This is a genomic window from Streptococcus sp. 68 (assembly GCF_013277415.1).
Lineage (GTDB): Bacteria > Bacillota > Bacilli > Lactobacillales > Streptococcaceae > Streptococcus.
Window position 1 is genome coordinate 278,952 of record NZ_VMMX01000003.1, and the last position, 22,914, is coordinate 301,865.

Consider the following 22,914-nt stretch of genomic DNA (forward strand, 5'->3'; position numbering starts at 1 on the left):
CTATTGTCCTCCTGTAGCTAGTTGCATAACTTTTTCTTGTGTAGCTTCTCGACGTGTTAATTCCCCACTAATTCTACCTTCATGCATGACCATAATGCGATCACTGACTCCAATCACTTCTGGTAAATCTGAAGAGACCATAATAATCGGTACACCTCGTTCAGCCAATTCATTCATTAATTGGTAAATTTCACGCTTAGCTCCAACATCTACCCCACGAGTTGGCTCATCTAAAATCAGTACTTTTGGTGCAATACCTATCCATTTTGCTAAAACTACTTTCTGTTGGTTACCACCAGAAAGTGTTCCAACTTCCTTATCTGGATAACCTGATTTAATTCGTAGCCTATCAATTAAACGTTGTACAAATATATCACTTGTTTTATTATCAAAAATACCATTTTTAACAAAATCACGAGTACTAGGTAAAGTCATATTATCTTTAATAGAAAAATCTAAAATCAATCCCTCGTCTTTACGATCTTCTGTTAAGAAACCAATTCCATGCTTAATTGCTTCAAAAGGATTTTTAATTATCAGTTGTTCTTCGTTTATTATAATTTGACCAGATTTTAAAGAATCAATTCCAAAAATTGCTCGCATTATTTCAGTACGACCAGCACCCATCAAACCAGAAAAACCAAGAATTTCCCCTTGACGTACATAGAAAGAAATATCCGTAAAAGCATCACCAGAAAGATTCTTAGCTTGAAAAACAATATTCCCAATATCAGCCTTTTTTTCTGGATAATAATCTTCTAATTCACGACCTACCATCTTCTGAACTAATTCATCCGCATTAGTTAACTTCGTTTTCTTAGTATCAATTACAAACCCATCCCTCATAACAGTTATAAGATCTGTAATCTTAAAGATTTCTTCCATCCGATGCGAAATATACACAATACCTACACCATCAGATTTTAATCCTTCTATCACTTTAAAAAGTGTTTCAGTTTCACGATCAGTTAAAGCTGCTGTGGGTTCATCCATAATTAACAAGGAAACTTCTGATAATAAACATTTTGCTATTTCTATCATTTGTTGTTGTCCGACTGATAATTGACCAATGATTGCATCGAGAGGAATAGAGATATTAAGACGTTTAAATGCTTCTTTAGCTTTCCTTTCCATACTAGCCTTATCTAGAAACCCAATCGAATTTTTTATTTCTCTTCCTAAAAAAAGATTATCAAGTACAGTCATATCTGGCCAAGTATTCATTTCTTGATGAATAAAACTCAATCCAAACCGTTCTGCCTCTTGAGGATTAGAAAATGTTTTTTCTTTTCCATCAATAAAAATAGTTCCTGAAGTAGCTGGAAAAAGTCCAGTTAAAATATTCATTAAGGTTGATTTGCCTGCACCATTCTCCCCCATTAAAGCATGAACTTCTCCTGAATTAAGAACCAAATCAATACTTTCTAAAACACGATTATTCCCAAAAGATTTTGAAATGTTCTTCATTTCAATTTTCATAGGCAACCCCCTTCTAAATAATAACTCCTGATTGCAAGATTATATTCGAATATGGTGTATCTTCCCCAGTGCGAATAACTGCTTTAACTTTAGTATTCATAGCTTTCAATTCTTCATGACTAATATATTCAATAATTATATTCGATCCTAAAAGATCTAGAACTGCATGCCACTGTTCTTTGTTTTTTTCCTTAATTTCTTCTGCTAAGAAAATTTTTTCAATAAGTACATGATCTGAATATTCTTTTAAAACCTCTAAAAAACTTGGACTACCTTTTCTTAATGCTAAATCAATTTTATCAACACCTTTTGGAACTGGCAATCCTAAATCTCCGATACAAACCAAATCCATATGACCTAAATCATCAGCTAGTTTTGCTATATTACTATTTAAAATCCCATATTTCTTCATATCCTGAATGCTCCTTTATTTCTTTCAAACTCGGCATGCCTCCTTGCGCTCCAAATCTTTGAACAGAAAGATGTGAAGCAATCGTTGCAAAGGACAATGCAACATTCATCTCTTTTCCTTTTGAGATAGCATAAGCAAAAGCACCATTAAACGTATCTCCTGCTCCTGTAGTATCAACTACTTCTGCTTTTATAGCAGGAATCTTCTGAACTGCTGTCCCATCATAATAAATAGAACCTTCAACTCCTAATGTCACAATCATTTTATTAGGATAAATTTTAATAATTTCTTCTAATTTCTTATCTGGAAAAAGCTCTGAACATTCATGCTCATTAGGAGTAATAAAATCACAAAAAGGAATCATCTCTATGTCTGTTTCTCTAGCTGGTGCAGGATTGTAAAGCACCTTAACTTGATTTTCTTGACAAAATTTAGCTATAGATAGGTTGGCTTCATGTGGTATTTCATTCTGTAATACAACAATACTTGCATCACTAATCAATTCCCACTCATTTTTCCAATCATTTGTTTTAACTAAATTATTCGCTCCGGGATAATAAATAATCCTATTATCACCTCCATATAAAGTAATTTGTGCAGCTCCTGTAGATTGTGGTACCGTTCCCACATGTTCTGTAGAAATATTATTATTTTGCAAATTACTTAGTAAATCTTCTGAAAAAATATCTTCTCCGACGTTTCCAAATATGTAAATATTATCTTCTACACTGGATAATCTACCAATAGCTACAGCTTGATTTGCACCTTTTCCACCTGGAACTATATTAAATGAATCCCCAAAAATCGTTTCACCTCCTTCTGGAATCCTTTTTGTTCTCATAACTAAGTCCATTGAAATACTTCCAACAACAACAATTTTACTCATTACTTTCTCCTTAATGTATTTCTTTCTACGTATCTAACAGGTAGTTTAATTTTAGCTTCATCTATAGAGAACTTATTTGCCATATTATAGATTAGCTTTGCAGCCTGTTCTCCCATTTTATATGATGATTGGTGAATAGTTGATAAAGAAGGGTAAATAAATTGACTAAGTACAATATCGTCATAACCAATGATTTGAATATCATCTGGAATTTTTTTACCAATTGCTAAAATTTCATGAATATAAGCTATCGCATGAATATCTGAAGGTGCTATAATACTATCGATATTGGGATTTCTTTTTAGATTCTCTTTAGCTTCTTTTTGAATTTTTTCAAAGTCAAACGTTTCACTTTCTTCAATACAAATTTCTAAAGATTTATTCCTCAAATAGTTTAAACTTGCTTCAAACCGTTCCGCGATATTCTCGGCTTTATCATCTAAAACTTTAATAATCAGAACTTGTTTAGCACCTGCATTACAGATTGCTTCAGCAGCCAAACGACCACCTGACTGATTATCAGAAAAAACACCGTAACCTGTATCTTTACTAATTCGATCAACCACAACAACAGGTAATGATAAATCTGGATATTCTTTTGTGAAGTCATGTGTAGTAATAATTCCAGCAGCATTTGTTTTCAACAGTAAATTAACATATTCACTCAAAGATTCTTGGTCTGAAATCGTACCAACCATAATTCTATAACCTTTATCTTTCAAATATGATTCAGCTCCTCGAACCAATCTTGGGAAGAAGGGATTTGAAATATCTGGCAATAAGAGTCCCACCATTTGGTTTTTTTTGGTTTTCAAAGATTGTGCTAATACATTTGGTGTGTAATTTAATTTTTTAATCGCATTTTTTATTTTCTCTCTCGCATCATCTCCAACATAACCTTTTTTTGATATATATCTTGAAACCGTTGATTTTGATACTCCAGCTTCTTCAGCAACCTGTTTTATTGTAGTCATCATTCCTCCTTCTTACGTTGTGGAACCGTTCCCTTATTCTATAGTAAACGTTTTCTTTTGATTTGTCAATACTTTTCTAAAAATATTTTAAATTTATTTCAGAGTACATATATTTTTTCCAAATCCATTATTACTATTATACAGGAAATACAACAAGGCCTCCACTATATCGAGGAGGCCTTGGACCAACTTGGTTATTTAGTAAAAGACTAGAAAATTTTCTTTTCCCAATCGTCTTCTGTACGATGACGGTAGAAAAACTCTGATTTGTCAGGAGCTTCCATCATCTCCATCAAAGGTAACATATCATAGTCCAGATCCAAGTTTGGAATCTGGTCTTTTTGCACCCAAGAAACTTCTCCAAATCCAAAAGATTGAGATTTTTATATAGAATCAGCTATAGCATGCTCTAAAGACTATCCGCTTGATTTTATATCGAAAAGCTTCTCCATAATTTTTCACAATTCTTTCCCTTAACTTTATTTTCGAGCGATAAACATTCCATATTCTTTAGGAATAATCAACATACCATTATTAAACTCAGTTTCCAACCTTTTACGAATTATTTCCTCTTCTAGCGAACCTATTTCTGAAATTCCTTTAAAGGATTGGATGTATTTAACTAGGTCATCTATACTAGTTACCTGTAACTCATCATCATAGAGCAATGTATCGACAGAGTTAAAACACCTACTCAGGTACCTTTTACCATTTTGTAAAGTAAAAGTTTTATTTTCCAAATCTTGATTGACCTCATCTTTAAATAAGCTTGCCAAATAATCTACAACTCCATTTTCACCAAATGTAGCACAGTAAAAAATTCCGCCTGTTTTTAAGACTCTATTCACCTCAGAGAGCGCTTTAGGAATATCATTTACATGATGTAGAAGCATATTAGCAATAACAATATCAAACGTTTCATCCTCAAAAGAAATCTTTTGAATATCCATTATTTCATAGTTAACATTGTCTCTATTTCCAATCACTGATCTCGTTGTTTTCACCATATCTTTAGAAAAATCTGTAATAACCAACTGCTTCATTTTATCTATAGAATCACTGTTACTTTTCCACAGTTCTCCTGTACCACATCCCAATTCTAGAACCTTTACTTCATCAGTGATTTGGTAGTTGGAAAATATCCAATTGTTAAATCCTAATTTATTTTTTGAATACTTCTTATGTATTTTTACTCTAATATCAAGATTATCTTGTTTTGCATATTGTTCAATTACTTTATCATCCATTTTCTAGTCCTTCCTTTCATATTTTAAGATTATACCATAAAATAAAACAATCTCCGATTTCAAAATTGAAGGTGGAGATTGTTCAAAATATAGGTCGAAAAGAATAATAAGAAATTTAGAGATATTCAGTTGACTTACACCACCATACTTAGCCTATATTTCAGTACCTTACTTTAAAAGATAACACCTATAGACTAATCATAGAACTAAAAAGTTTCTTTCTCCCAGCCATCTTCTGTACGATGACGGTAGAAAAACTCTGACTTGTTCGGAGCTTCCATCATCTCCATCAAGGGTAACATATCATAGGCCAGATCCAAGTTTGTAATCTGGTCTTTTTGCACCCAAGAAACTTCTCCCTCTTCTGAGGATTGAAGGGTACCAGAGAACTCAGTCGCCTTATAACAAATGACAATGTAGCGCCCACCTGTATCCAGTGGCCAATTTTTAATGCCGACAAGTTGAGGATTTTGGATAGTCAACCCTGTTTCTTCATATATTTCACGAATGACAGACTCCGCAAAAGCCTCACCATTTTCAATATGACCTCCAGGAAATGCATAACCAGACCAGCGATTGGTTTCAGGAGAGCGATACTGCATCACCACGCGCTGGGTTTCGAGGTCTTCAATCAGACAAATATTTGTTAAAATCGTTAATTGGGAACGGGACATAAATTTACTCGCTTTCTAATGTTTAAAACATATATTTATAGTATTTTATTTTGGATTTCATGATAAAAGCAAGTCAGAATATTAATGTATTCATCATAATTTTAAATACAAATTTTCGCTTCTTCAATTCTTTAATCAGTAGCTATTAAATCTTTTTTAGTTCTTCTAACTCTTCTAAATTAATATTATATTCTTTATAAACTTTACTTTTTAAATATTCTTCTATTCTAGAAAGCATTTTATTAATCATATTAAGAGATTCAAATTTTTGACCAGTATACATTGTCATTGTAATTCCTATGAGAGGGAACACAGTTATTATATAAGTTAAAATATCAAAATTACACTTATTGCCTATATAAATAAATAATAGAACTATTAAAATCAAAACTATTGTTGTTAATCTTCTTATGAACTTAATACTTCCTGCGACCTTTTTATCAGCATTATCTTTTCTAGCCTCTATATCATTAATTCTTTTTTGAACCTGTATTTTTTTCTCATTAGAAATTCTAATAATTTCTTTCTTACTGTTCTCCACCTCTTTCTCGGCACGCTTTTTCTCTTCAACTACCTTTTGTCTATCTAATTCTCTAACCTTATTATCATATTCCAATTTTTTTACTTTCTTTTCTAATCTCTCCTTTCCGGACTTATATATTTCTAATCCATTTGGATTAATAATATCATCAATGTTATTTAATTGATCCCGATCTATATCCTCCGGTTTCATCATTTTTTTACGCAGTTCAATAATATTCTCATTTAAGTCGTCTTCTGACAACTCTCCTTTTTTATAACTTTCTTTTACTTTATCATATTGTTTAGCAACTGTTTGAGTTAAAATATTAGATAATACCAATCTAGACTTTTCTAATATATTAAACGTCGAAGGCAAATACTCCGAACCAAATCCTTTATTCAAATCAAACCATAAGCGATTAGTTAATGATGACATACTGATTGCGAGAGGAGCATTAAAATCTTCATTCTCTTTATTAAAATCATTAGCCATTTGTAAAATTTTTCCAACTTCAGTGATGACTAGATGCTTTGATTCTTTCAAAGATAAATTTTCAGAATTAATATCATCCTTCTTTCTTAAAATATTTGTATAGTTTAAGTGTTTTAAGTATTTTTCCTTATTCTCAGTAGCTAAACCATACTTCTCTACAATTTTTTGACTCTCAATATTAAAATTATGATACTCTGGAGAATAATAGTTTAATGAATCGGCTTCTGAAATAGAATATCGCTTCAATATATTTGTAAATCTTGAACGTTTGTTTACCACATCAGCTGGAGTTGAACAATCTCTTACAATCTCATCCATTGCAACATTTCCAATATCAACAATTTTATTACCTTTTACTATTTCTTCTGCAGTTCCGAAGAAATGGTCTATATCTTCGCTAACTTCTTTATAATACCGTATTGAAATAATTCGTTTGTTATTTTTTTGATTCATTTCATTAATTAATTGAAACATATCATTAGCTAATTTCTGGAAGAAAATACCATTGTACCCAGCTAAATGAAATAATATTTCCGTTTCAACATATAAATTAATGTTATTTTTCCATGTTAATTTACTAATATCACTAGTATAATTAATTCCTGAGAACAGAACGGCTCCTTCTTTTATTTGATTAATATTTTTAAGAAAATTTACATCTGTATCATTTTCAATAATAAACTTACTAATAATACTTGAATAGTCTCCATTAAACGAATCATCTAACAAAAAAGAAGTGAATTCTCTTGTTAACTTTTCCTCACTTATTTCTTGATCCTTATCTTTCTCATTCTTAACATATTTTATAAGACTTGACATCAATGCACGACTTTTCAAATCATATTCTTCTAATTCTTCTTTAATTTCACTATCCAAAGAGATATTCTCTCTGCTAACTAAAAATTGTCCATCTTTTTTGGATACAAATTCTATTCTTTTGATAGACGATTGGATAACATAGCTAGGAATATTAAATCCGAAATTTTCGTTTAATAATGATGATATTTTTTCAACATTAAAACTATTCAATTCATTGCTCAATATAACGTGTTCGATGAACCTTGATATTACAAAATATGTATCTTTTTTTCCATCATTGTATAACTGACGATACGTAGCATAAGATGCTAGTTTATTAACTTGACTAATCATTTCTAATCTCCTATTTTATTAATATTTCAGACCTTAATCCAACGCCTTGACTTCCAGCATCATATCTCGAATCTGAGCTGCTAGTTCAAAGTCAAGCACTTCGACGGCTTCTTGCATTTGTTTTTCGAGTTTCTTAACTAGTTCTTTGCGCTCTTGTTTGTTGAGGCTGTTGATGTCGACTTCCTTGTCCTCTTCCTTGGCAACTGCCTTAGTCACGGCAATCAAGTCACGAATTTCTTTCTTAATGGTTTGTGGCACGATACCATGTTCTTCATTATAGGCCATCTGGATTTTGCGACGGCGGGCCGTTTCATCGATGGCACGTTGCATAGACTGAGTCATCGTGTCCGCATACATGATGACATGGCCTTCACTGTTACGGGCAGCACGTCCAATGGTCTGGATAAGGCCACGTTCATTACGAAGGAAACCTTCCTTGTCAGCATCGAGAATCGCTACGAGGCTCACTTCAGGAACGTCAATTCCTTCACGGAGCAGGTTGATTCCGACCAAGACATCAAAGACACCCAAGCGTAGGTCACGAATTATCTCCGTCCGTTCCAAGGTCTTAATATCCGAGTGCATGTACTTGACCTTGATGCCCATTTCCTTAAAGTAGTCGGTCAAATCTTCTGCCATTTTCTTGGTCAAGGTTGTAATAAAGGTACGTTCGTTCTTTTCAACACGGGCATTGATTTCACCTAAGAGGTCATCAATCTGTCCCATTGTCGGACGTACTTCCACCTCAGGATCCAATAGCCCTGTCGGACGAATGATTTGCTCAATCACTGTCTCAGTCTGTTCATTTTCATAGTCACCAGGTGTCGCTGATACGTAAACAATCTGATGGACATGACTCTCAAACTCCTCCCGACGGAGAGGACGATTGTCCAGAGCAGACGGCAAGCGGAAACCATAATTCACCAGCATTTCCTTACGAGAACGGTCTCCATTGTACATGCCTTTGATTTGTCCCATGGTCATGTGGCTCTCATCAATCATGATTAAGAAATCATCTGGGAAGAAATCTAAGAGCGTATAAGGAGGCTCACCCTCACTACGTCCATCCATGTGGCGTGAATAGTTTTCAACCCCGTTGGTGTAGCCCATCTCACGCAGCATTTCGATATCGTACTCTGTCCGTTGTTTCAAGCGCTGGGCTTCAAGCAATTTGCCTTCCTTTTCAAAGACAGCTAGTTGCTCTTCTAATTCTGCTTGAATCTTGGCAATGGCAACTTCCATGTGGTCGTCATTGGTCACAAAGTGAGTCGCAGGGAAAATCGCTAAATGATCCACTTCTCCCAAGACCTGACCAGTCAGGGCCTCAACTTCACGAATACGGTCAATTTCGTCTCCAAAGAATTCTACTCGAAAAGCGTGTTCATCACGGGAAGCTGGGAAAATCTCTACCACATCCCCACGAACTCGAAATCTTCCCCGTTGGAAATCAATATCATTGCGTTCAAACTGGATATCAACCAAGTCATTTAAGAGTTTATCACGAGAAATTTCAAGACCTGGACGGAGACTAACGACACTATCAGCGTATTCCTTGGGCGAACCCAAACCATAGATACAAGAGACTGAGGCCACTACAATAACATCATTACGCTCCAGAAGAGCTGAGGTAGCTGAGTGGCGTAGCTTATCAATCTCATCGTTGACAGAACTGTCCTTCTCAATGTAAGTATCGCTAGAAGGTACATAGGCCTCAGGTTGGTAATAATCATAGTAAGACACAAAGTACTCAACTGCATTTTCAGGGAAAAATTCCTTAAACTCCCCATAGAGCTGGCCTGCTAGAGTTTTATTGTGGGCAATAACCAGAGTTGGTTTATTGACTTTGGAAATGACCTGACTCATGGTATAGGTCTTCCCTGTTCCGGTCGCCCCCATCAGAATCTGAGCTTTTTCTCCACCCTCAATGTTATCAACCAACTGTTCGATAGCTTGTGGTTGATCTCCTGATGGTTGATATTTTGATACTAGTTTAAATTGATTATCTGTAATGCGATTGATCATAAGAATCCTCTCTCGATGTGCTATTCCTATTTTAGCATACTTGTAGCATTTTCACGAAGAAAAGGACGGACCGAAGTCACATCCTTTCATTTTCTTTCTTTAATTGATAAGCGAGATAAAGAATCAGCAGAAACAAAATAATACTGGACACGATGGAACCCTCAATACCAAAAGACCCACCAGATAGCCAGTCTTGATTGCCTTGTGGAGTAAATTTCATGATTGATGTTCCTGAAGACTGACCACTAACTAATACTCCAAAGAGGTTTCCCTGTGCGAAATTCCAAGCTCCATGAATACCACCTATACCCCATATAGTATCTGTTTTAAGAAGATATAGAGACATGGCAACCCCAAATAAAAAGAGATCAATTGCAGATAAGAAGGTTATGCCTGAATTTCCTAAATGAAGTAAGGTAAAGAGACTACTAGATATGATAATAGCGACTTTAAGATTGGTTCTCTTAGCCAATTGTGGAATCAACCAAGCACGAGTAACCAATTCTTCTGCCGTTCCCTGTAAAATCCAAAAAGGTATTGTAAATAAAGTAAAAGCTAGCGAATAAGTATCCAAGTGAATGGAGTCAAATTGATACTGCCCCAACACTACTAGTCCAGCCAAAGCAAGTATAAAGAGGGATAGACCAAGACCGTATCCTTTAAATAAGGCACTTAAAAAATTTTCTTTATAAAATCCCAAGGTTCGAATCGGTCTTTTCTCAACTTTTCTAGTCCATCTAAACACAGTTAAGATGATAAAAGCAAAGGACAGTAATTCAAATATCAAATGGATGTCACTTGATTTATCAGATAAATTCTGAAATAACATTTGAAGGAAATCTGCAATTCTTTGACCACCCATACCAAGATTGCTAAATAGCCCGATCAATGCTAAAAAACTAAGGCCAAAAAATAGAGAAGATATGAACTCAGATATATAGACGAAAAATAGAGCTAACAAGGGGCTTGTGTAAATGTTTAAACTCATTTTAGAAGTTTCAAAGTCTTTTAAGATTCTTTTGTCTTTCATAACTTTATCCTCTTTTACTATATGATATACCTTTATTATAGCACTTCTGTTGTGTGATTCAAGACAAAACAAGAATTATGGATGTTATATTTTCTAACACAGAAATATAAAAATTTGCCTTTTTTTACTTTTTCTGATATAATGGGAAAATATTCGGAAAAGGAGACTAAAAATGAAGAAAAAATTTCTAGCATTTTTGCTAATTTTATTCCCAATTTTCTCATTAGGTATTGCAAAAGCTGAAACGATTAAGATTGTTTCTGATACCGCCTATGCACCTTTTGAGTTTAAAGATTCAGATCAAACTTATAAAGGAATTGATGTTGACATTATTAACAAAGTCGCAGAGATTAAAGGATGGAATATTCAGATGTCCTATCCTGGATTTGATGCAGCGGTCAATGCGGTTCAAGCTGGGCAAGCTGATGCCATCATGGCAGGGATGACAAAGACGAAAGAACGTGAAAAAGTCTTCACCATGTCTGATACTTACTATGATACAAAAGTTGTCATTGCTACTACAAAATCACACAAGATTAGTAAATATGACCAATTAACTGGCAAAACCGTTGGTGTTAAAAACGGAACTGCTGCTCAACGTTTTCTTGAAACAATCAAAGATAAATACGGCTTTACTATTAAAACATTTGACACTAGTGATTTGATGAACAACAGCTTGAGTGCTGGTGCCATTGATGCTATGATGGATGACAAACCTGTTATCGAATATGCCATTAACCAAGGTCAAGACCTCCATATTGAAATGGATGGTGAAGCTGTAGGTAGCTTTGCTTTCGGTGTTAAAAAAGGTAGCAAATACGAGCACTTAGTCACTGAATTTAACCAAGCCTTAGCTGAAATGAAAAAAGATGGTAGTCTTGATAAAATCATCAAGAAATGGACTGCTTCATCGTCTTCAGCAGTGCCAACTACAACTACTCTTGCAGGCTTAAAAGCTATTCCTGTTAAAGCTAAATACATCATTGCCAGCGATTCTTCTTTTGCACCTTTTGTTTTCCAAAATTCAAGCAACCAATACACTGGTATTGATATGGAATTGATTAAGGCAATCGCTAAAGACCAAGGTTTTGAAATTGAAATCATCAACCCTGGTTTTGATGCTGCTATCAGTGCTGTCCAAGCTGGTCAAGCAGATGGTATCATTGCTGGTATGTCTGTCACAGATGCTCGTAAGGCAACTTTTGACTTCTCAGAATCATACTACACAGCCAATACTATCCTTGGTGTCAAAGAATCAAGTACCATTGCTTCTTATGAAGATTTGAAAGGGAAGACAGTTGGTGTTAAAAACGGAACTGCTTCTCAAACCTTCCTAACAGAAAATCAAAGCAAATACGGCTACAAAATCAAAACCTTCGCTGATGGTTCGTCAATGTATGACAGTTTAAACACTGGTGCCATTGATGCCGTTATGGATGATGAACCTGTTCTCAAATATTCTATCAGCCAAGGACAAAAATTGAAAACTCCAATCGCTGGAACTCCAATCGGTGAAACAGCCTTTGCCGTTAAAAAAGGCACAAATCCAGAATTGATTGAAATGTTCAACAACGGACTCGCAAACCTTAAAGCAAACGGAGAATTCCAAAAGATTCTTGATAAATACCTAGCTAGTGAGTCTTCAACTGCTTCAACAAGCACTGTTGATGAGACAACTATCTGGGGCTTGCTTCAAAATAACTATAAACAACTCCTTAGTGGGCTTGGTATCACTCTTGCTCTAGCTCTTATCTCATTTGCTATTGCCATTGTCATCGGGATTATCTTCGGTATGTTCAGCGTTAGCCCCTACAAATCTCTTCGTGTGATCTCTGAGATTTTCGTTGACGTTATCCGTGGTATTCCATTGATGATTCTTGCAGCCTTCATCTTCTGGGGAATTCCAAACTTCATCGAGTCTATCACAGGCCAACAAAGTCCAATTAACGACTTCGTAGCCGGTACCATTGCCCTCTCACTCAATGCAGCGGCTTATATCGCTGAAATCGTTCGTGGTGGTATTCAGGCCGTTCCTGTTGGACAAATGGAAGCCAGCCGAAGCTTGGGTATCTCTTATGGAAAAACCATGCGTAAGATTATCTTGCCACAAGCAACTAAATTGATGTTGCCAAACTTTGTTAACCAATTCGTTATCGCTCTTAAAGATACAACCATCGTATCTGCTATCGGTTTGGTGGAACTCTTCCAAACTGGTAAGATTATCATCGCCCGTAACTACCAAAGTTTCAAGATGTATGCAATCCTTGCTATCTTCTATCTTGTAATTATCACGCTTTTGACTAAACTAGCGAAACGCTTAGAAAAGAGGATTCGTTAATGGCAAAATTAAAAATTGATGTAAATGATTTACACAAAAGCTACGGAAAAAATGAAGTCCTAAAAGGAATTACGACTAAGTTCTATGAAGGAGATGTTGTCTGTATCATCGGTCCTTCAGGTTCTGGTAAGTCAACTTTCCTCCGTAGCCTCAATCTTTTAGAAGAAGTCACTAGCGGTCACATCACTGTGAACGGTTATGACTTAACTGAAAAAACAACCAATGTTGACCATGTCCGTGAAAATATCGGAATGGTTTTCCAACACTTCAACCTTTTCCCACACATGTCTGTATTAGACAACATCACCTTTGCTCCTATTGAGCACAAGTTGATGACTAAGGAAGAAGCTGAAAAATTGGGAATGGAGTTGCTTGACAAGGTTGGACTAGCAGATAAGGCTAAGGCCTGTCCAGATAGCCTGTCAGGTGGTCAAAAACAACGTGTGGCCATCGCTCGTGGACTTGCAATGAATCCAGACATCATGCTCTTTGATGAACCAACTTCTGCCCTTGACCCTGAGATGGTCGGAGACGTACTAAACGTTATGAAGGAATTGGCTAAGCAAGGCATGACCATGATCATTGTAACCCACGAGATGGGATTTGCCCGTCAGGTTGCCAACCGTGTTATCTTTACTGCGGACGGTGAATTCCTTGAAGATGGGACACCTGATCAAATCTTTGACAACCCACAACACCCACGTCTGAAAGATTTCTTGGACAAGGTCTTAAACGTTTAAACGCAAACTGTAAGGATTTCCTTGCAGTTTTTTTCTACCTCGTATTGGAATTTTTGATTTTTCGGAAAATTATGTTAGAATTAAGTTTATGAAATGAGGTTTCCTCATACCTAGCAAGACTAGGAATAAAAATAGAAATTAGGTAGCTAGATGTCATCTAAGGTTATTGTTACAATTTTCGGTGCGAGTGGAGACCTGGCTAAACGCAAGCTCTACCCTTCCCTATTTAGACTATATAAATCCGGCAATCTTTCCAAGCACTTTGCAGTTATTGGAACTGCCCGTCGTCCTTGGAGCAAGGAATATTTTGAATCTGTTGTAGTCGAATCCATCCTTGATTTGGCAGATAGTACCGAACAGGCTCAAGAGTTCGCTAGCCACTTCTACTATCAAAGTCATGATGTCAATGATACGGAACACTACATTGCTTTACGTCAATTGCAGGCTGAACTAAATGACAAGTACCAAGCTGAACACAACAAGCTCTTCTTCTTGTCTATGGCACCTCAGTTCTTTGGAACCATTGCCAAACACCTCAAGTCTGAAAATATCGTAGATGGAAAAGGTTTTGAGCGCTTAATCGTTGAAAAACCATTTGGTACAGATTACGCAACTGCAAGCAAGTTGAATGATGAACTCCTGGCAACATTTGACGAAGAGCAAATTTTCCGTATCGACCATTATCTTGGTAAGGAAATGATCCAAAGCATCTTTGCAGTTCGCTTTGCAAACTTGATTTTTGAAAACGTTTGGAACAAGGACTTTATCGATAATGTTCAAATTACCTTTGCAGAGCGCTTGGGTGTAGAAGAACGTGGTGGCTACTATGACCAATCTGGTGCCCTCCGTGACATGGTACAAAACCACACTTTGCAACTGCTTTCTCTCCTTGCCATGGACAAGCCAGCAAGCTTCACAAAAGATGAGATCCGTGCTGAAAAGATTAAGGTCTTTAAAAACCTCTATCATCCAACTGATGAAGAACTTAAAGAATACTTTATCCGTGGTCAATACCGTTCTGGTAAGATTGATGGCATGAAATACATCTCTTATCGTAGCGAGCCAAATGTAAATCCAGAATCTACAACTGAAACCTTTGCATCTGGTGCTTTCTTTGTAGACAGCGATCGATTCCGTGGTGTTCCTTTCTTCTTCCGTACTGGTAAACGTCTGACTGAAAAAGGAACTCATGTCAACATCGTCTTTAAACAAATGGACTCTATCTTTGGAGAACCACTTGCTCCAAACATTTTGACCATCTATATCCAACCAACAGAAGGCTTCTCTCTTAGCCTAAATGGGAAGCAGGTAGGAGAAGAATTTAACTTGGCTCCTAACTCACTTGATTACCGTACAGATGCGACCGCAACTGGTGCCTCTCCAGAACCATACGAAAAATTGATTTATGATGTCCTAAACAACAACTCAACTAACTTTAGCCACTGGGATGAAGTTGGGGCGTCATGGAAGTTGATTGACCGTATCGAAGAGCTCTGGGCCGAAAATGGTGCCCCACTTCATGACTATAAAGCTGGAAGCATGGGACCTCAAGCAAGCTTTGATTTACTTGAAAAATTCGATGCCAAATGGACTTGGCAACCAGATATCGCCTATCGTCAAGATGGTCGTTTAGAATAAAAAATTTCCTGCAAGTTTGTGCCTTGCAGGATTTTTCTTCTAATTAGATTAAGCCTTCCAAGAGACCCTTCATAAAGTTTTCTGAGTTAAATTCTCCAATATCATCGATTTTTTCACCAAAACCAATCAATTTTACAGGAATATTGAGTTCTTCACGGATGGCTAGAACCACCCCACCTCGAGCAGTTCCATCAATCTTAGTCAAGACAATTCCAGTTAATGGCGTTATTTTTGAAAATTCTTTGGCCTGTACAAGAGCGTTTTGACCTGTTGAAGCATCTAATGCTAGGAAGGTTTCATGGGGTGCTTCTGGCACAACACGTTTGATGATACGACCAATCTTTTCCAACTCAGCCATAAGGTTATCCTTGTTTTGCAGACGACCAGCAGTATCAATCATAAGAATATCGATACCTTCAGCCACAGCACGTTCCATACCATCAAAGACCACACTGGCTGGATCAGCTTTTTCAGGTCCAGTCACAACTGGAACGTCCACACGACGGCCCCATTCAGCAAGCTGGGCTACTGCTCCTGCACGGAAGGTATCTGCCGCGACCAGCATGACTTTCTTGCCAGCTTGTTTGTAGCGGTGGGCTAGTTTCCCGATAGAAGTTGTTTTCCCAACACCATTCACACCGACGAAGAGCATGACAGTCAAGCCATCTTGGAAGTGGATACTTTCATCATAGTTGCCATCCTTTTCATAAAGCTCAACCAACTTCTCAATAATGACACGGCGAAGTACATCTGGTTTCTTGGCGTTTTCAAGCTTGGCTTCGTAGCGTAACTCCTCTGTTAAGTTAGAAGCGACCTGTACACCAACGTCACTCATGATCAGTAATTCTTCCAGTTCCTCGAAGAATTCTTCATCAACAGAGCGGAAGTTAGCAAAGAAGGCATTCAAGCGAGCACCGAAACCTGTGCGAGTTTTCTTAAGACTACGGTCATATTTTTCCTGAACAGTTTCTTCTTCTTGAGGAGTTTCTGCTTCAAGAACTTCAGAATTATTTTCTTCTACAGTCTCTAGGTGCTCAGGATTCTCTTCCACTGAGACTTTTTCTGAGTTTGGCAATTCTTCGACTTCTTCTTGAGAAACTACTACAGTTGGCTCTGAATCCTGACTTTCTTCAACTGTGTCTTGGATTTCCTCTTCTTCAAACACAGCTTGTTCAGAACTTTCAACCTCTGCTTCTTCCTGAGAAACTTCCTCAGCTTCTGTTAAGGCTGGCTCAGTATCTTCAGACAAATCAAGATTTTCCAGAGCTTCTTTTACCACTTCTTCGATTTTAGGTTCTTCTTTTTTTCCGAATAGACGGTCAAATAATCCCATATCTTAGTTCTCCTTTAGCACATATTCTTCGATAGCCCAGGCGACAGCTTCCTCATCGTTGGTCATCGGCGTCACTACATTTGCGGCTGCCTTTACTTCAGGAACAGCGTTTTGCATGGCAACACCAAGACCTGCCCATTCAATCATAGAGAGGTCATTGGCCTCATCACCACAGGCCATCACTTGGCTTTGGTCGATTCCTAGATGGCTGATTAGTTTTGCCAAACCTGTTGCTTTATGAACATTCTTTGGTGACCACTCTAACAACATTTCACGTGATTTAAAGATTTCATATTGGTCAAACAATTCTGGAGAAATCTTCTGAATAGCTGCATCCAAGGGTTCTTGAGCAAAGGCAGTCACGCATTTATTATAAGTCATTTGACTAGATAAGTCTTCAAAGTCAACTGGAACAAAGGTCAATGCTGGATTAAATTTGGCATAAAGACTTTCTTGGTCCGATTGGATTTGATAAACAGTTCCTTCTGAGATGGCATCAAGAGGCAGTGATAATTTCTCTGTTTCTTCATACAAGCGTGCTACATCATCATATGAAAAGACTGTCTTATCAAGGATTTCACCTGTATTTTTCTGAACTAAACCTCCATTAAAGGTAATCGTATACTCATCCTCGTGGCCGTCAGTCCCTAGCTCATGGAGAAAGAAATTCATAGCTTTTAGGGGACGACCAGTTGTCAATACGACCTTGATACCACGCTCACGCGCAGCTTTCAAGGTTGCCTTGGTACGATCCGTCAGCTTTTTATCAGTAGTCAGCAAGGTCCCGTCCAAGTCCAATGCGATCAATTTTATATCTGCCATTATAAGCCCTCCATATAAGCTATAACCGACTGGTCCTTATGGTGACCAATCACAGTCTCTGCTAATTCTAAAATTTCAGGTCGTGCATTTTCAGGAGCTACAGGATGTCCCACAACCTGCATCATATGCAAGTCATTTAGATTGTCTCCAAAAGCCATAACCTGATCCATTGTGATGCCAAGTTTTTTAGCCAATTCAACAATGGCCACTCCCTTATCGACATAGTCCAGCACGATATCAATGGATTCAAAGCCAGTTGTCATGGCCTTAACACCAGGCACGTTTTCGTTTACCCAAGCCTCCCCAGCTTCAAGAGTTTCTTCTGTAAAGTTGGTTGTAAATTTGAAAATATCATCTGTGATATCTTCCAAACTCGCTACTTTTTGGATATTTTCATTATAGTGCTGACTCACTTTCAAATAGGTCTCATCAACCGTATCTAGAACATAAGCTCCCTTTTTACCCGTCAAGAGCAGTTTATTGATATCTACATAAGGTGAAGTTTTCAGCCTTTCAAAAGTTGATAGATAAAACTCACGAGACATGGTCGCTTCATACAAGTCCTGACCTTGATATTCTACCAGACTGCCATTTTCCGCGATGAAAATAATGTCATCACGAACATCAGCAAATAATTTTTCTAGAGACAGAAATCCGCGCCCTGAAGCTACCGCAAAGTAAATCCCTTTTTCCTTGTAGGAAACCAAGAGAGACTTGAGGCGGTCCATATCAAAGCGCCCGTTTCCATCTAGAAAAGTTCCGTCCATATCCGTTGCTACTAGTTTAATTGTCATCCTTCAATACTTTCTAAATCTTTTAACTTAACCGAAACAATTTTTGAGACACCTGATTCTTGCATAGTCACTCCATAGATGGAATCAGCCGCTGCCATGGTTCCCTTACGGTGGGTTACGACGATAAACTGGCTATCCTTATCAAATCGATTGAGGTAATCCCCAAAACGTTTTACATTGGCTTCATCCAGCGCAGCTTCCACCTCATCCAAAATAACAAATGGAATGGTCTTGACACGGATAATGGAGAAGAGCAAGGCAAGAGCCGACAGGGCTTTTTCCCCACCACTCATGAGGTTAAGCGACTGGATTTTCTTACCTGGAGGTTGAACAGAAATCTCCACACCAGCTGTTAAAAGGTCGCCCTCAGTCAATATCAAGTCTGCCTGACCTCCGCCAAACATCTGTTTGAAGGTCACTTTAAAGGACTCACGAATAGCTTCAAAAGTTGATTTAAAGCGTTCCTTGACCTCATCATTCATCTCTGTAATGGTCTCAAGGAGCAGGTTTTTCGCTGACAAAATATCATCTCGTTGGCTATTTAGGAAATCCAGACGGCTGTGAACTTCTTCGTACTGTTCAATAGCTTCTATATTGACAGGACCCAGTGAACGAATAGCCTTCTCTAAATCCTGCACTTCTTGCTCTGCCAGATTGAGATTTTCCAACTCATGTGCTTTTTCTAGAGCCTCAGTATAGCTAATCTGATACTGGTCTGTTAATTGACTTTGTAAATAGCGCAAGCGCTCGCTGACCTTTTCTTTCTTAGCTTCAGCACGTGTTTGCTTGCGAATCCACTCCTCATTCTGCTGGCGAGCCTGATCCAAATGACTAGCAATATCATCTAGTTGACCTTCAATATCATCCAACTCAAACTGCTTGCGAATCAAACCTTGTTGGAGGTTTGTTTTCTGAGTTTTGGCTTCTTCGGCCTGTTGACTGAGCAATTCTGTATCAACTTTCTCCAGATTATCAACCTTCTCTTGAAGAAGGCGCTGGATTTCCTCTTGTTCGATATCTAAATTATCCAATTCTTTGCCTAAACGCTCAATATCAGCTACTTCATAGCGTTTTTGTCCTTGCAGTTCTGTCTTAAGCAAGCGAGCTTGCGCTACCTCTTCCTGCAAGTTTTGATAACGTTCTTGGATGGCGTTTTTGTTAGACTTAATCTCTTCAATCTCAGCTTCCAGATTTTGCTTGTCACTGGCTATAGTAGTAAGACGCTCTTGGCATTTTTCCTTATCTGCTTGCCAATCTCCCTCAGAAAGACGATCTAATTCCTCTTCTTGGAGTTTCCAAAGAGTTTCTAGCTCTTCAACTTGTTGACAGGTCTGCTGATAAGCGAGGGACAAGCCTTGCTCCTGGATACGAGCCTGTTCTCCCTGAGATTTGATGGCTTCTAATGATTCAGTCAATCTAGCCATCTCCTCTTGCAAGGTCTTCAAAGCCACTTCTTCTGAACGAAGGCTTGCTTCCTCTTCAGCAATTTCTTTTTGCAATTGCTCCAGTTCTGGCTTGATAAAAATGCTGTTATTCTGGCGATTAGCACCACCCGCATAGGAACCACCCGTGCGCAATTCTGTCCCATCCAGTGTTACCATACGAACCTGATAACGAACCTGGCGAGCAGCTGCACGAGCATGTTCTACGGTATCAAAGATAGCCGTCGTAGCTAGCAAGTTCTTGAAAATAGCTTCCAGTCTAGTATCAAAAATAACCAGCTCATCTGCCATCCCAAGGAAACCTGGGCTTGCAGCGATAACATCTTGGTTCTGACTAGAAATCGTACGAGCCTTGATCGTTGTCAAAGGAAGGAAGGTTGCACGACCAGATCTGTTTCGTTTAAGAAAATCAATTGCCCTAGTTGCTGCATGTTCATCTTCCACAATAATATGCTGACTACTCGCTCCAAGCGCAATCTCTAGGGCAGTTTGATAATGAACATCAAAGGTCAGGTGCTCACTAACTGCCCCAATAATTCCACCAAGGCAGTCTTTTTCTTGGAGAACACTCTTGACACCTGCATAAAAGTTACTATGATTTCTCAGGATATTTTCCAAACTTTGAGCTCTGGCCTGCTTGTTTTTAAGACTGTCCAGACGGTCAAAGAGTTGACTTTGTTGAACTTGATAGGAAGTTTTCTGCTCTTCTTGCTCCTTGGCACAGACTTGGTAGTCGGCCAATAATTTCTGAACTTGCTCCTTGGCAGTTTCAAGCTCAGCCTTTTGCTGACTTGCCTTCTCTTTAGCTGTAGCCAATTGCTCTTTCAGCTTTTCTAATTGATCTGCTTGTTTTTGAGAAAGCTGACGACTATTTTCCAACTCGTTTTCGATACGGGTCAACTGGTTTGAGACATCCGCTTCTTCTTGTAAAAGCGCCACAAAGCGTTCACGTAAAAGCTCAATCATCTGATCAGGATCATCTGAAAAAGCTAGCAATTCAGCCTCTAAACGATTGAGTTTTTGATTATTTTGGACTAGATTTTCTTCTAAGAGAGCTAAAGAGCTTTCTTTTTCAGCCTTTTCCTGACTTAGAGCATTTCTCTTATCCTCCAAAGCAGCCAAACGGGCTTGTGCCTCCTGTTGATTCAGGGCTACTTGCTCAGATTCTAATTTCGATAGGGCTAATTTTCTCTCTAAATCACTAATCAGACTGGTCAAATCCATCAAACTGCCTTGGTCTTTGGCCATTTCAGCCTGTAAATCTTGGCGTTGCTTCTTGAGATTCTGATTTTCTTCTTCTAATTTTTCACGCTTTTGGTAATAACTCGTCAAGAGTTCCTGAACCTGAGCCAACTCTTCTTCTGTAGACTCTAGTTCAGCCTTATTTTCCTTGATTTGAGCAACCAGAACGTCTAAATAAATAGCCTTGCGTTGACCTTCCAAGTCTAAAAACTTACGGGCATTCTCAGCTTGCTTCTCAAGAGGTTTGATTTGATTATCCAACTCGTAGATAATGTCCTCTAAGCGGTCTAAATTATCCTGAGTTTGTTGCAGTTTACTCTCAGTTTCTTTTCTGCGAGTCTTGTATTTCAAAACACCTGCAGCTTCTTCAAAAATAGCTCGGCGTTCTTCAGGCTTGGAATTAAAAATCTCCTCAACCTTCCCTTGGGAAATAATGGAGAAGGAGTCTCGTCCCAAACCTGTATCCAAAAAGAGGTCATGAATATCACGCAGACGGACTTTCTTGCCGTCAATCTTGTATTCGCTATCTCCGCTACGGTAGATATGGCGTTCTACCCTGATTTCTTGACCTGCATCCTTGATAAATCCGTCATGATTATCCAGAGTCACAACTACAGAAGCATAATTGAGCGGTTTGCGACTTTCTGTTCCAGCAAAGATGACATCCGGCATCTTGCCCCCACGGAGGCTCTTAACACTTGACTCCCCCAAGGCCCAACGCAGACTTTCTGTAATATTGGACTTTCCAGATCCATTGGGTCCAACGACTGCCGTCACACCTTGGTCAAAAACGACCTTGGTCTTGTCAGCAAAAGACTTAAATCCCTGAATTTCGATTTCCTTTAAATACATGAATCCAGCCCTTTCTCAACTGCATTTTTGGCAGCTTCCTGCTCTGCTAGTTTCTTAGAACGACCTTGACCTTGACCAATGCTCTTACCTTCGACAAGAACTTCTACATCAAAGACCTTATCGTGTGCAGGACCCGTTTCAGAAATCACCTGATAACGAATAGCCACATCGCCATTGACCTGAAGTAACTCTTGGAGATGGGTTTTGTAGTCTGTAATCATCTCAAATTCGCCTGCTTCAACCTTAGGAATCATGACTTGATAGATAAATTCCTTGACCTTGGCCACATCCTTGTCCAAAAGGAGAGCACCAAGAAAGGCTTCGAAGGCATCACCAAGAATGGTGTCACGATTGCGACCACCAGATTTTTCTTCTCCTTTACCAAGTTTTATAAATTGGTCAAACTGGCAATCACGCGCAAAACCAGCCAAACTCTCCTCTCGAACAATCATGGCACGGAGTTTAGACAAATCACCCTCAGGCTTTTTAGGATATTTTTTATACAGATATTCTGAAATCAATAACTGTAGAACAGCGTCTCCTAAAAATTCCAAGCGCTCATTGTGTGAAATTTTTAAGAGGCGGTGCTCATTGGCATAACTCGTATGAGTAAAGGCAGTCTCCAGTAAGTTTTTGTCTACAAATTCGATTGCAAAATGGTTCTTTAGTACAGTTTGTAATTCTTTCATACCAACCTCTTTCTAACTGATAACAGTCCTTTTTATTATATCAAAAAAAGCCTCCTGAGTCACTCTAAAACGGGAGAAAACAAGTGACCCAAGGGAACTTATCGACTACTATTAAAATGGGAAAATATTAGAA

The 22,914-nt window shown here is 37.9% G+C and carries 17 protein-coding genes and 2 pseudogenes; 4 read left to right on the top strand and 15 right to left on the bottom strand.

Going from position 1 to position 22,914, the window contains the following annotated elements:
• Genes HT720_RS02090 through HT720_RS02105 form a run of 4 tightly spaced genes read right to left on the bottom strand, consistent with a single transcriptional unit; the run spans position 1 to position 3,751 of the window.
• Positions 1 to 1,479, bottom strand: coding sequence for a sugar ABC transporter ATP-binding protein (locus HT720_RS02090; RefSeq protein ID WP_050971366.1), 1,479 nt, complete (start codon positions 1,477 to 1,479; stop codon positions 1 to 3).
• Positions 1,480 to 1,492: 13 nt separating this feature from the next.
• Positions 1,493 to 1,891, bottom strand: coding sequence for a D-ribose pyranase (gene rbsD, locus HT720_RS02095; RefSeq protein ID WP_050971367.1), 399 nt, complete (start codon positions 1,889 to 1,891; stop codon positions 1,493 to 1,495).
• Entirely contained in the window at positions 1,866 to 2,777 is a 912-nt protein-coding gene (gene rbsK / locus HT720_RS02100; RefSeq protein WP_050971368.1) for a ribokinase, read from the bottom strand. Before rbsK ends, rbsD begins: the two co-directional genes overlap by 26 nt.
• Complete coding sequence (locus HT720_RS02105; RefSeq protein ID WP_000207600.1) at positions 2,777 to 3,751, bottom strand: LacI family DNA-binding transcriptional regulator; 975 nt, start codon at positions 3,749 to 3,751, stop codon at positions 2,777 to 2,779. Before HT720_RS02105 ends, rbsK begins: the two co-directional genes overlap by 1 nt.
• 144 nt (positions 3,752 to 3,895) lie before the next feature.
• Between HT720_RS02105 and HT720_RS02110 the strand changes: the two are divergent.
• Positions 3,896 to 3,964, top strand: a pseudogene (locus tag HT720_RS02110) (DNA-binding transcriptional regulator); the annotation flags it as partial.
• On the opposite strand, the pseudogene HT720_RS02115 reads toward HT720_RS02110, so the two are convergent.
• From HT720_RS02115 to HT720_RS02140, 6 genes and pseudogenes are all read right to left on the bottom strand, one after another.
• Positions 3,961 to 4,113: pseudogene (locus HT720_RS02115) on the bottom strand (NUDIX hydrolase); the annotation flags it as partial. The pseudogenes HT720_RS02110 and HT720_RS02115 overlap by 4 nt on opposite strands.
• 117 nt (positions 4,114 to 4,230) lie before the next feature.
• Complete coding sequence (locus tag HT720_RS02120; protein WP_050971369.1) at positions 4,231 to 4,998, bottom strand: class I SAM-dependent methyltransferase; 768 nt, start codon at positions 4,996 to 4,998, stop codon at positions 4,231 to 4,233.
• Positions 4,999 to 5,204: 206 nt separating this feature from the next.
• Positions 5,205 to 5,672, bottom strand: coding sequence for an 8-oxo-dGTP diphosphatase (locus HT720_RS02125; protein WP_173217830.1), 468 nt, complete (start codon positions 5,670 to 5,672; stop codon positions 5,205 to 5,207).
• A gap of 145 nt (positions 5,673 to 5,817) precedes the next feature.
• Entirely contained in the window at positions 5,818 to 7,839 is a 2,022-nt protein-coding gene (locus HT720_RS02130; protein ID WP_173229445.1) for a hypothetical protein, read from the bottom strand.
• 33 nt (positions 7,840 to 7,872) lie between these two features.
• A complete protein-coding gene (uvrB, locus tag HT720_RS02135) occupies positions 7,873 to 9,861 on the bottom strand; it encodes an excinuclease ABC subunit UvrB (protein WP_173212535.1) in 1,989 nt (662 codons plus the stop codon).
• A 76-nt stretch (positions 9,862 to 9,937) separates the two neighbouring features.
• The gene (locus HT720_RS02140; RefSeq protein WP_173274560.1) at positions 9,938 to 10,891 is read right to left on the bottom strand and encodes a CPBP family intramembrane glutamic endopeptidase; all 954 of its coding nucleotides are present in this window, start codon (positions 10,889 to 10,891) and stop codon (positions 9,938 to 9,940) included.
• A gap of 172 nt (positions 10,892 to 11,063) precedes the next feature.
• On the opposite strand from HT720_RS02140, the gene HT720_RS02145 reads away from it, so the two are divergent.
• From HT720_RS02145 to zwf, 3 genes are all read left to right on the top strand, one after another.
• The gene (locus tag HT720_RS02145) at positions 11,064 to 13,229 is read left to right on the top strand and encodes an ABC transporter substrate-binding protein/permease (RefSeq protein ID WP_173274561.1); all 2,166 of its coding nucleotides are present in this window, start codon (positions 11,064 to 11,066) and stop codon (positions 13,227 to 13,229) included.
• Complete coding sequence (locus HT720_RS02150) at positions 13,229 to 13,969, top strand: amino acid ABC transporter ATP-binding protein (RefSeq protein WP_001096327.1); 741 nt, start codon at positions 13,229 to 13,231, stop codon at positions 13,967 to 13,969. The genes HT720_RS02145 and HT720_RS02150 overlap by 1 nt, the downstream gene beginning before the upstream one ends.
• Positions 13,970 to 14,119: 150 nt before the next feature.
• Positions 14,120 to 15,607, top strand: a complete 1,488-nt coding sequence (gene zwf, locus HT720_RS02155) for a glucose-6-phosphate dehydrogenase (protein WP_173274562.1) — start codon at positions 14,120 to 14,122, stop codon at positions 15,605 to 15,607.
• A gap of 43 nt (positions 15,608 to 15,650) precedes the next feature.
• Here the strand turns inward: zwf and ftsY are convergent, their stop codons facing one another.
• The 5 genes from ftsY to rnc are packed head-to-tail and all read right to left on the bottom strand — an operon-like array spanning position 15,651 to position 22,781.
• Positions 15,651 to 16,940, bottom strand: coding sequence for a signal recognition particle-docking protein FtsY (gene ftsY / locus HT720_RS02160; RefSeq protein WP_173274563.1), 1,290 nt, complete (start codon positions 16,938 to 16,940; stop codon positions 15,651 to 15,653).
• A gap of 3 nt (positions 16,941 to 16,943) precedes the next feature.
• Positions 16,944 to 17,762 carry a Cof-type HAD-IIB family hydrolase gene (locus HT720_RS02165; protein WP_173274564.1) on the bottom strand — a complete coding sequence of 273 codons (819 nt, stop codon included), beginning with the start codon at positions 17,760 to 17,762 and terminating at the stop codon, positions 16,944 to 16,946.
• The gene (locus HT720_RS02170; protein ID WP_173274565.1) at positions 17,762 to 18,556 is read right to left on the bottom strand and encodes an HAD family hydrolase; all 795 of its coding nucleotides are present in this window, start codon (positions 18,554 to 18,556) and stop codon (positions 17,762 to 17,764) included. Before HT720_RS02170 ends, HT720_RS02165 begins: the two co-directional genes overlap by 1 nt.
• Positions 18,553 to 22,092 carry a chromosome segregation protein SMC gene (gene smc / locus HT720_RS02175; RefSeq protein WP_173274566.1) on the bottom strand — a complete coding sequence of 1,180 codons (3,540 nt, stop codon included), beginning with the start codon at positions 22,090 to 22,092 and terminating at the stop codon, positions 18,553 to 18,555. The genes HT720_RS02170 and smc overlap by 4 nt, the downstream gene beginning before the upstream one ends.
• On the bottom strand, positions 22,083 to 22,781 hold the full coding sequence (gene rnc, locus HT720_RS02180) for a ribonuclease III (RefSeq protein ID WP_125452135.1): 699 nt from the start codon (positions 22,779 to 22,781) through the stop codon (positions 22,083 to 22,085). Before rnc ends, smc begins: the two co-directional genes overlap by 10 nt.
• Between the last annotated feature and the right edge of the window lie 133 nt (positions 22,782 to 22,914).

Excerpts from the sequence above, each read along its gene's own strand:
- HT720_RS02105 (WP_000207600.1), bottom strand. The coding sequence starts at position 3,751 with ATGACTACAATAAAACAGGTTGCTGAAGAAGCTGGAGTATCAAAATCA.
- rbsD (WP_050971367.1), bottom strand. The coding sequence starts at position 1,891 with ATGAAGAAATATGGGATTTTAAATAGTAATATAGCAAAACTAGCTGAT.
- rbsK (WP_050971368.1), bottom strand. The coding sequence starts at position 2,777 with ATGAGTAAAATTGTTGTTGTTGGAAGTATTTCAATGGACTTAGTTATG.
- HT720_RS02130 (WP_173229445.1), bottom strand. The coding sequence starts at position 7,839 with ATGATTAGTCAAGTTAATAAACTAGCATCTTATGCTACGTATCGTCAG.
- HT720_RS02125 (WP_173217830.1), bottom strand. The coding sequence starts at position 5,672 with ATGTCCCGTTCCCAATTAACGATTTTAACAAATATTTGTCTGATTGAA.
- HT720_RS02165 (WP_173274564.1), bottom strand. The coding sequence starts at position 17,762 with ATGGCAGATATAAAATTGATCGCATTGGACTTGGACGGGACCTTGCTG.
- HT720_RS02140 (WP_173274560.1), bottom strand. The coding sequence starts at position 10,891 with ATGAAAGACAAAAGAATCTTAAAAGACTTTGAAACTTCTAAAATGAGT.
- zwf (WP_173274562.1), top strand. The coding sequence starts at position 14,120 with ATGTCATCTAAGGTTATTGTTACAATTTTCGGTGCGAGTGGAGACCTG.
- HT720_RS02170 (WP_173274565.1), bottom strand. The coding sequence starts at position 18,556 with ATGACAATTAAACTAGTAGCAACGGATATGGACGGAACTTTTCTAGAT.
- HT720_RS02145 (WP_173274561.1), top strand. The coding sequence starts at position 11,064 with ATGAAGAAAAAATTTCTAGCATTTTTGCTAATTTTATTCCCAATTTTC.
- uvrB (WP_173212535.1), bottom strand. The coding sequence starts at position 9,861 with ATGATCAATCGCATTACAGATAATCAATTTAAACTAGTATCAAAATAT.
- HT720_RS02120 (WP_050971369.1), bottom strand. The coding sequence starts at position 4,998 with ATGGATGATAAAGTAATTGAACAATATGCAAAACAAGATAATCTTGAT.
- smc (WP_173274566.1), bottom strand. The coding sequence starts at position 22,092 with ATGTATTTAAAGGAAATCGAAATTCAGGGATTTAAGTCTTTTGCTGAC.
- rnc (WP_125452135.1), bottom strand. The coding sequence starts at position 22,781 with ATGAAAGAATTACAAACTGTACTAAAGAACCATTTTGCAATCGAATTT.
- HT720_RS02090 (WP_050971366.1), bottom strand. The coding sequence starts at position 1,479 with ATGAAAATTGAAATGAAGAACATTTCAAAATCTTTTGGGAATAATCGT.
- HT720_RS02150 (WP_001096327.1), top strand. The coding sequence starts at position 13,229 with ATGGCAAAATTAAAAATTGATGTAAATGATTTACACAAAAGCTACGGA.
- ftsY (WP_173274563.1), bottom strand. The coding sequence starts at position 16,940 with ATGGGATTATTTGACCGTCTATTCGGAAAAAAAGAAGAACCTAAAATC.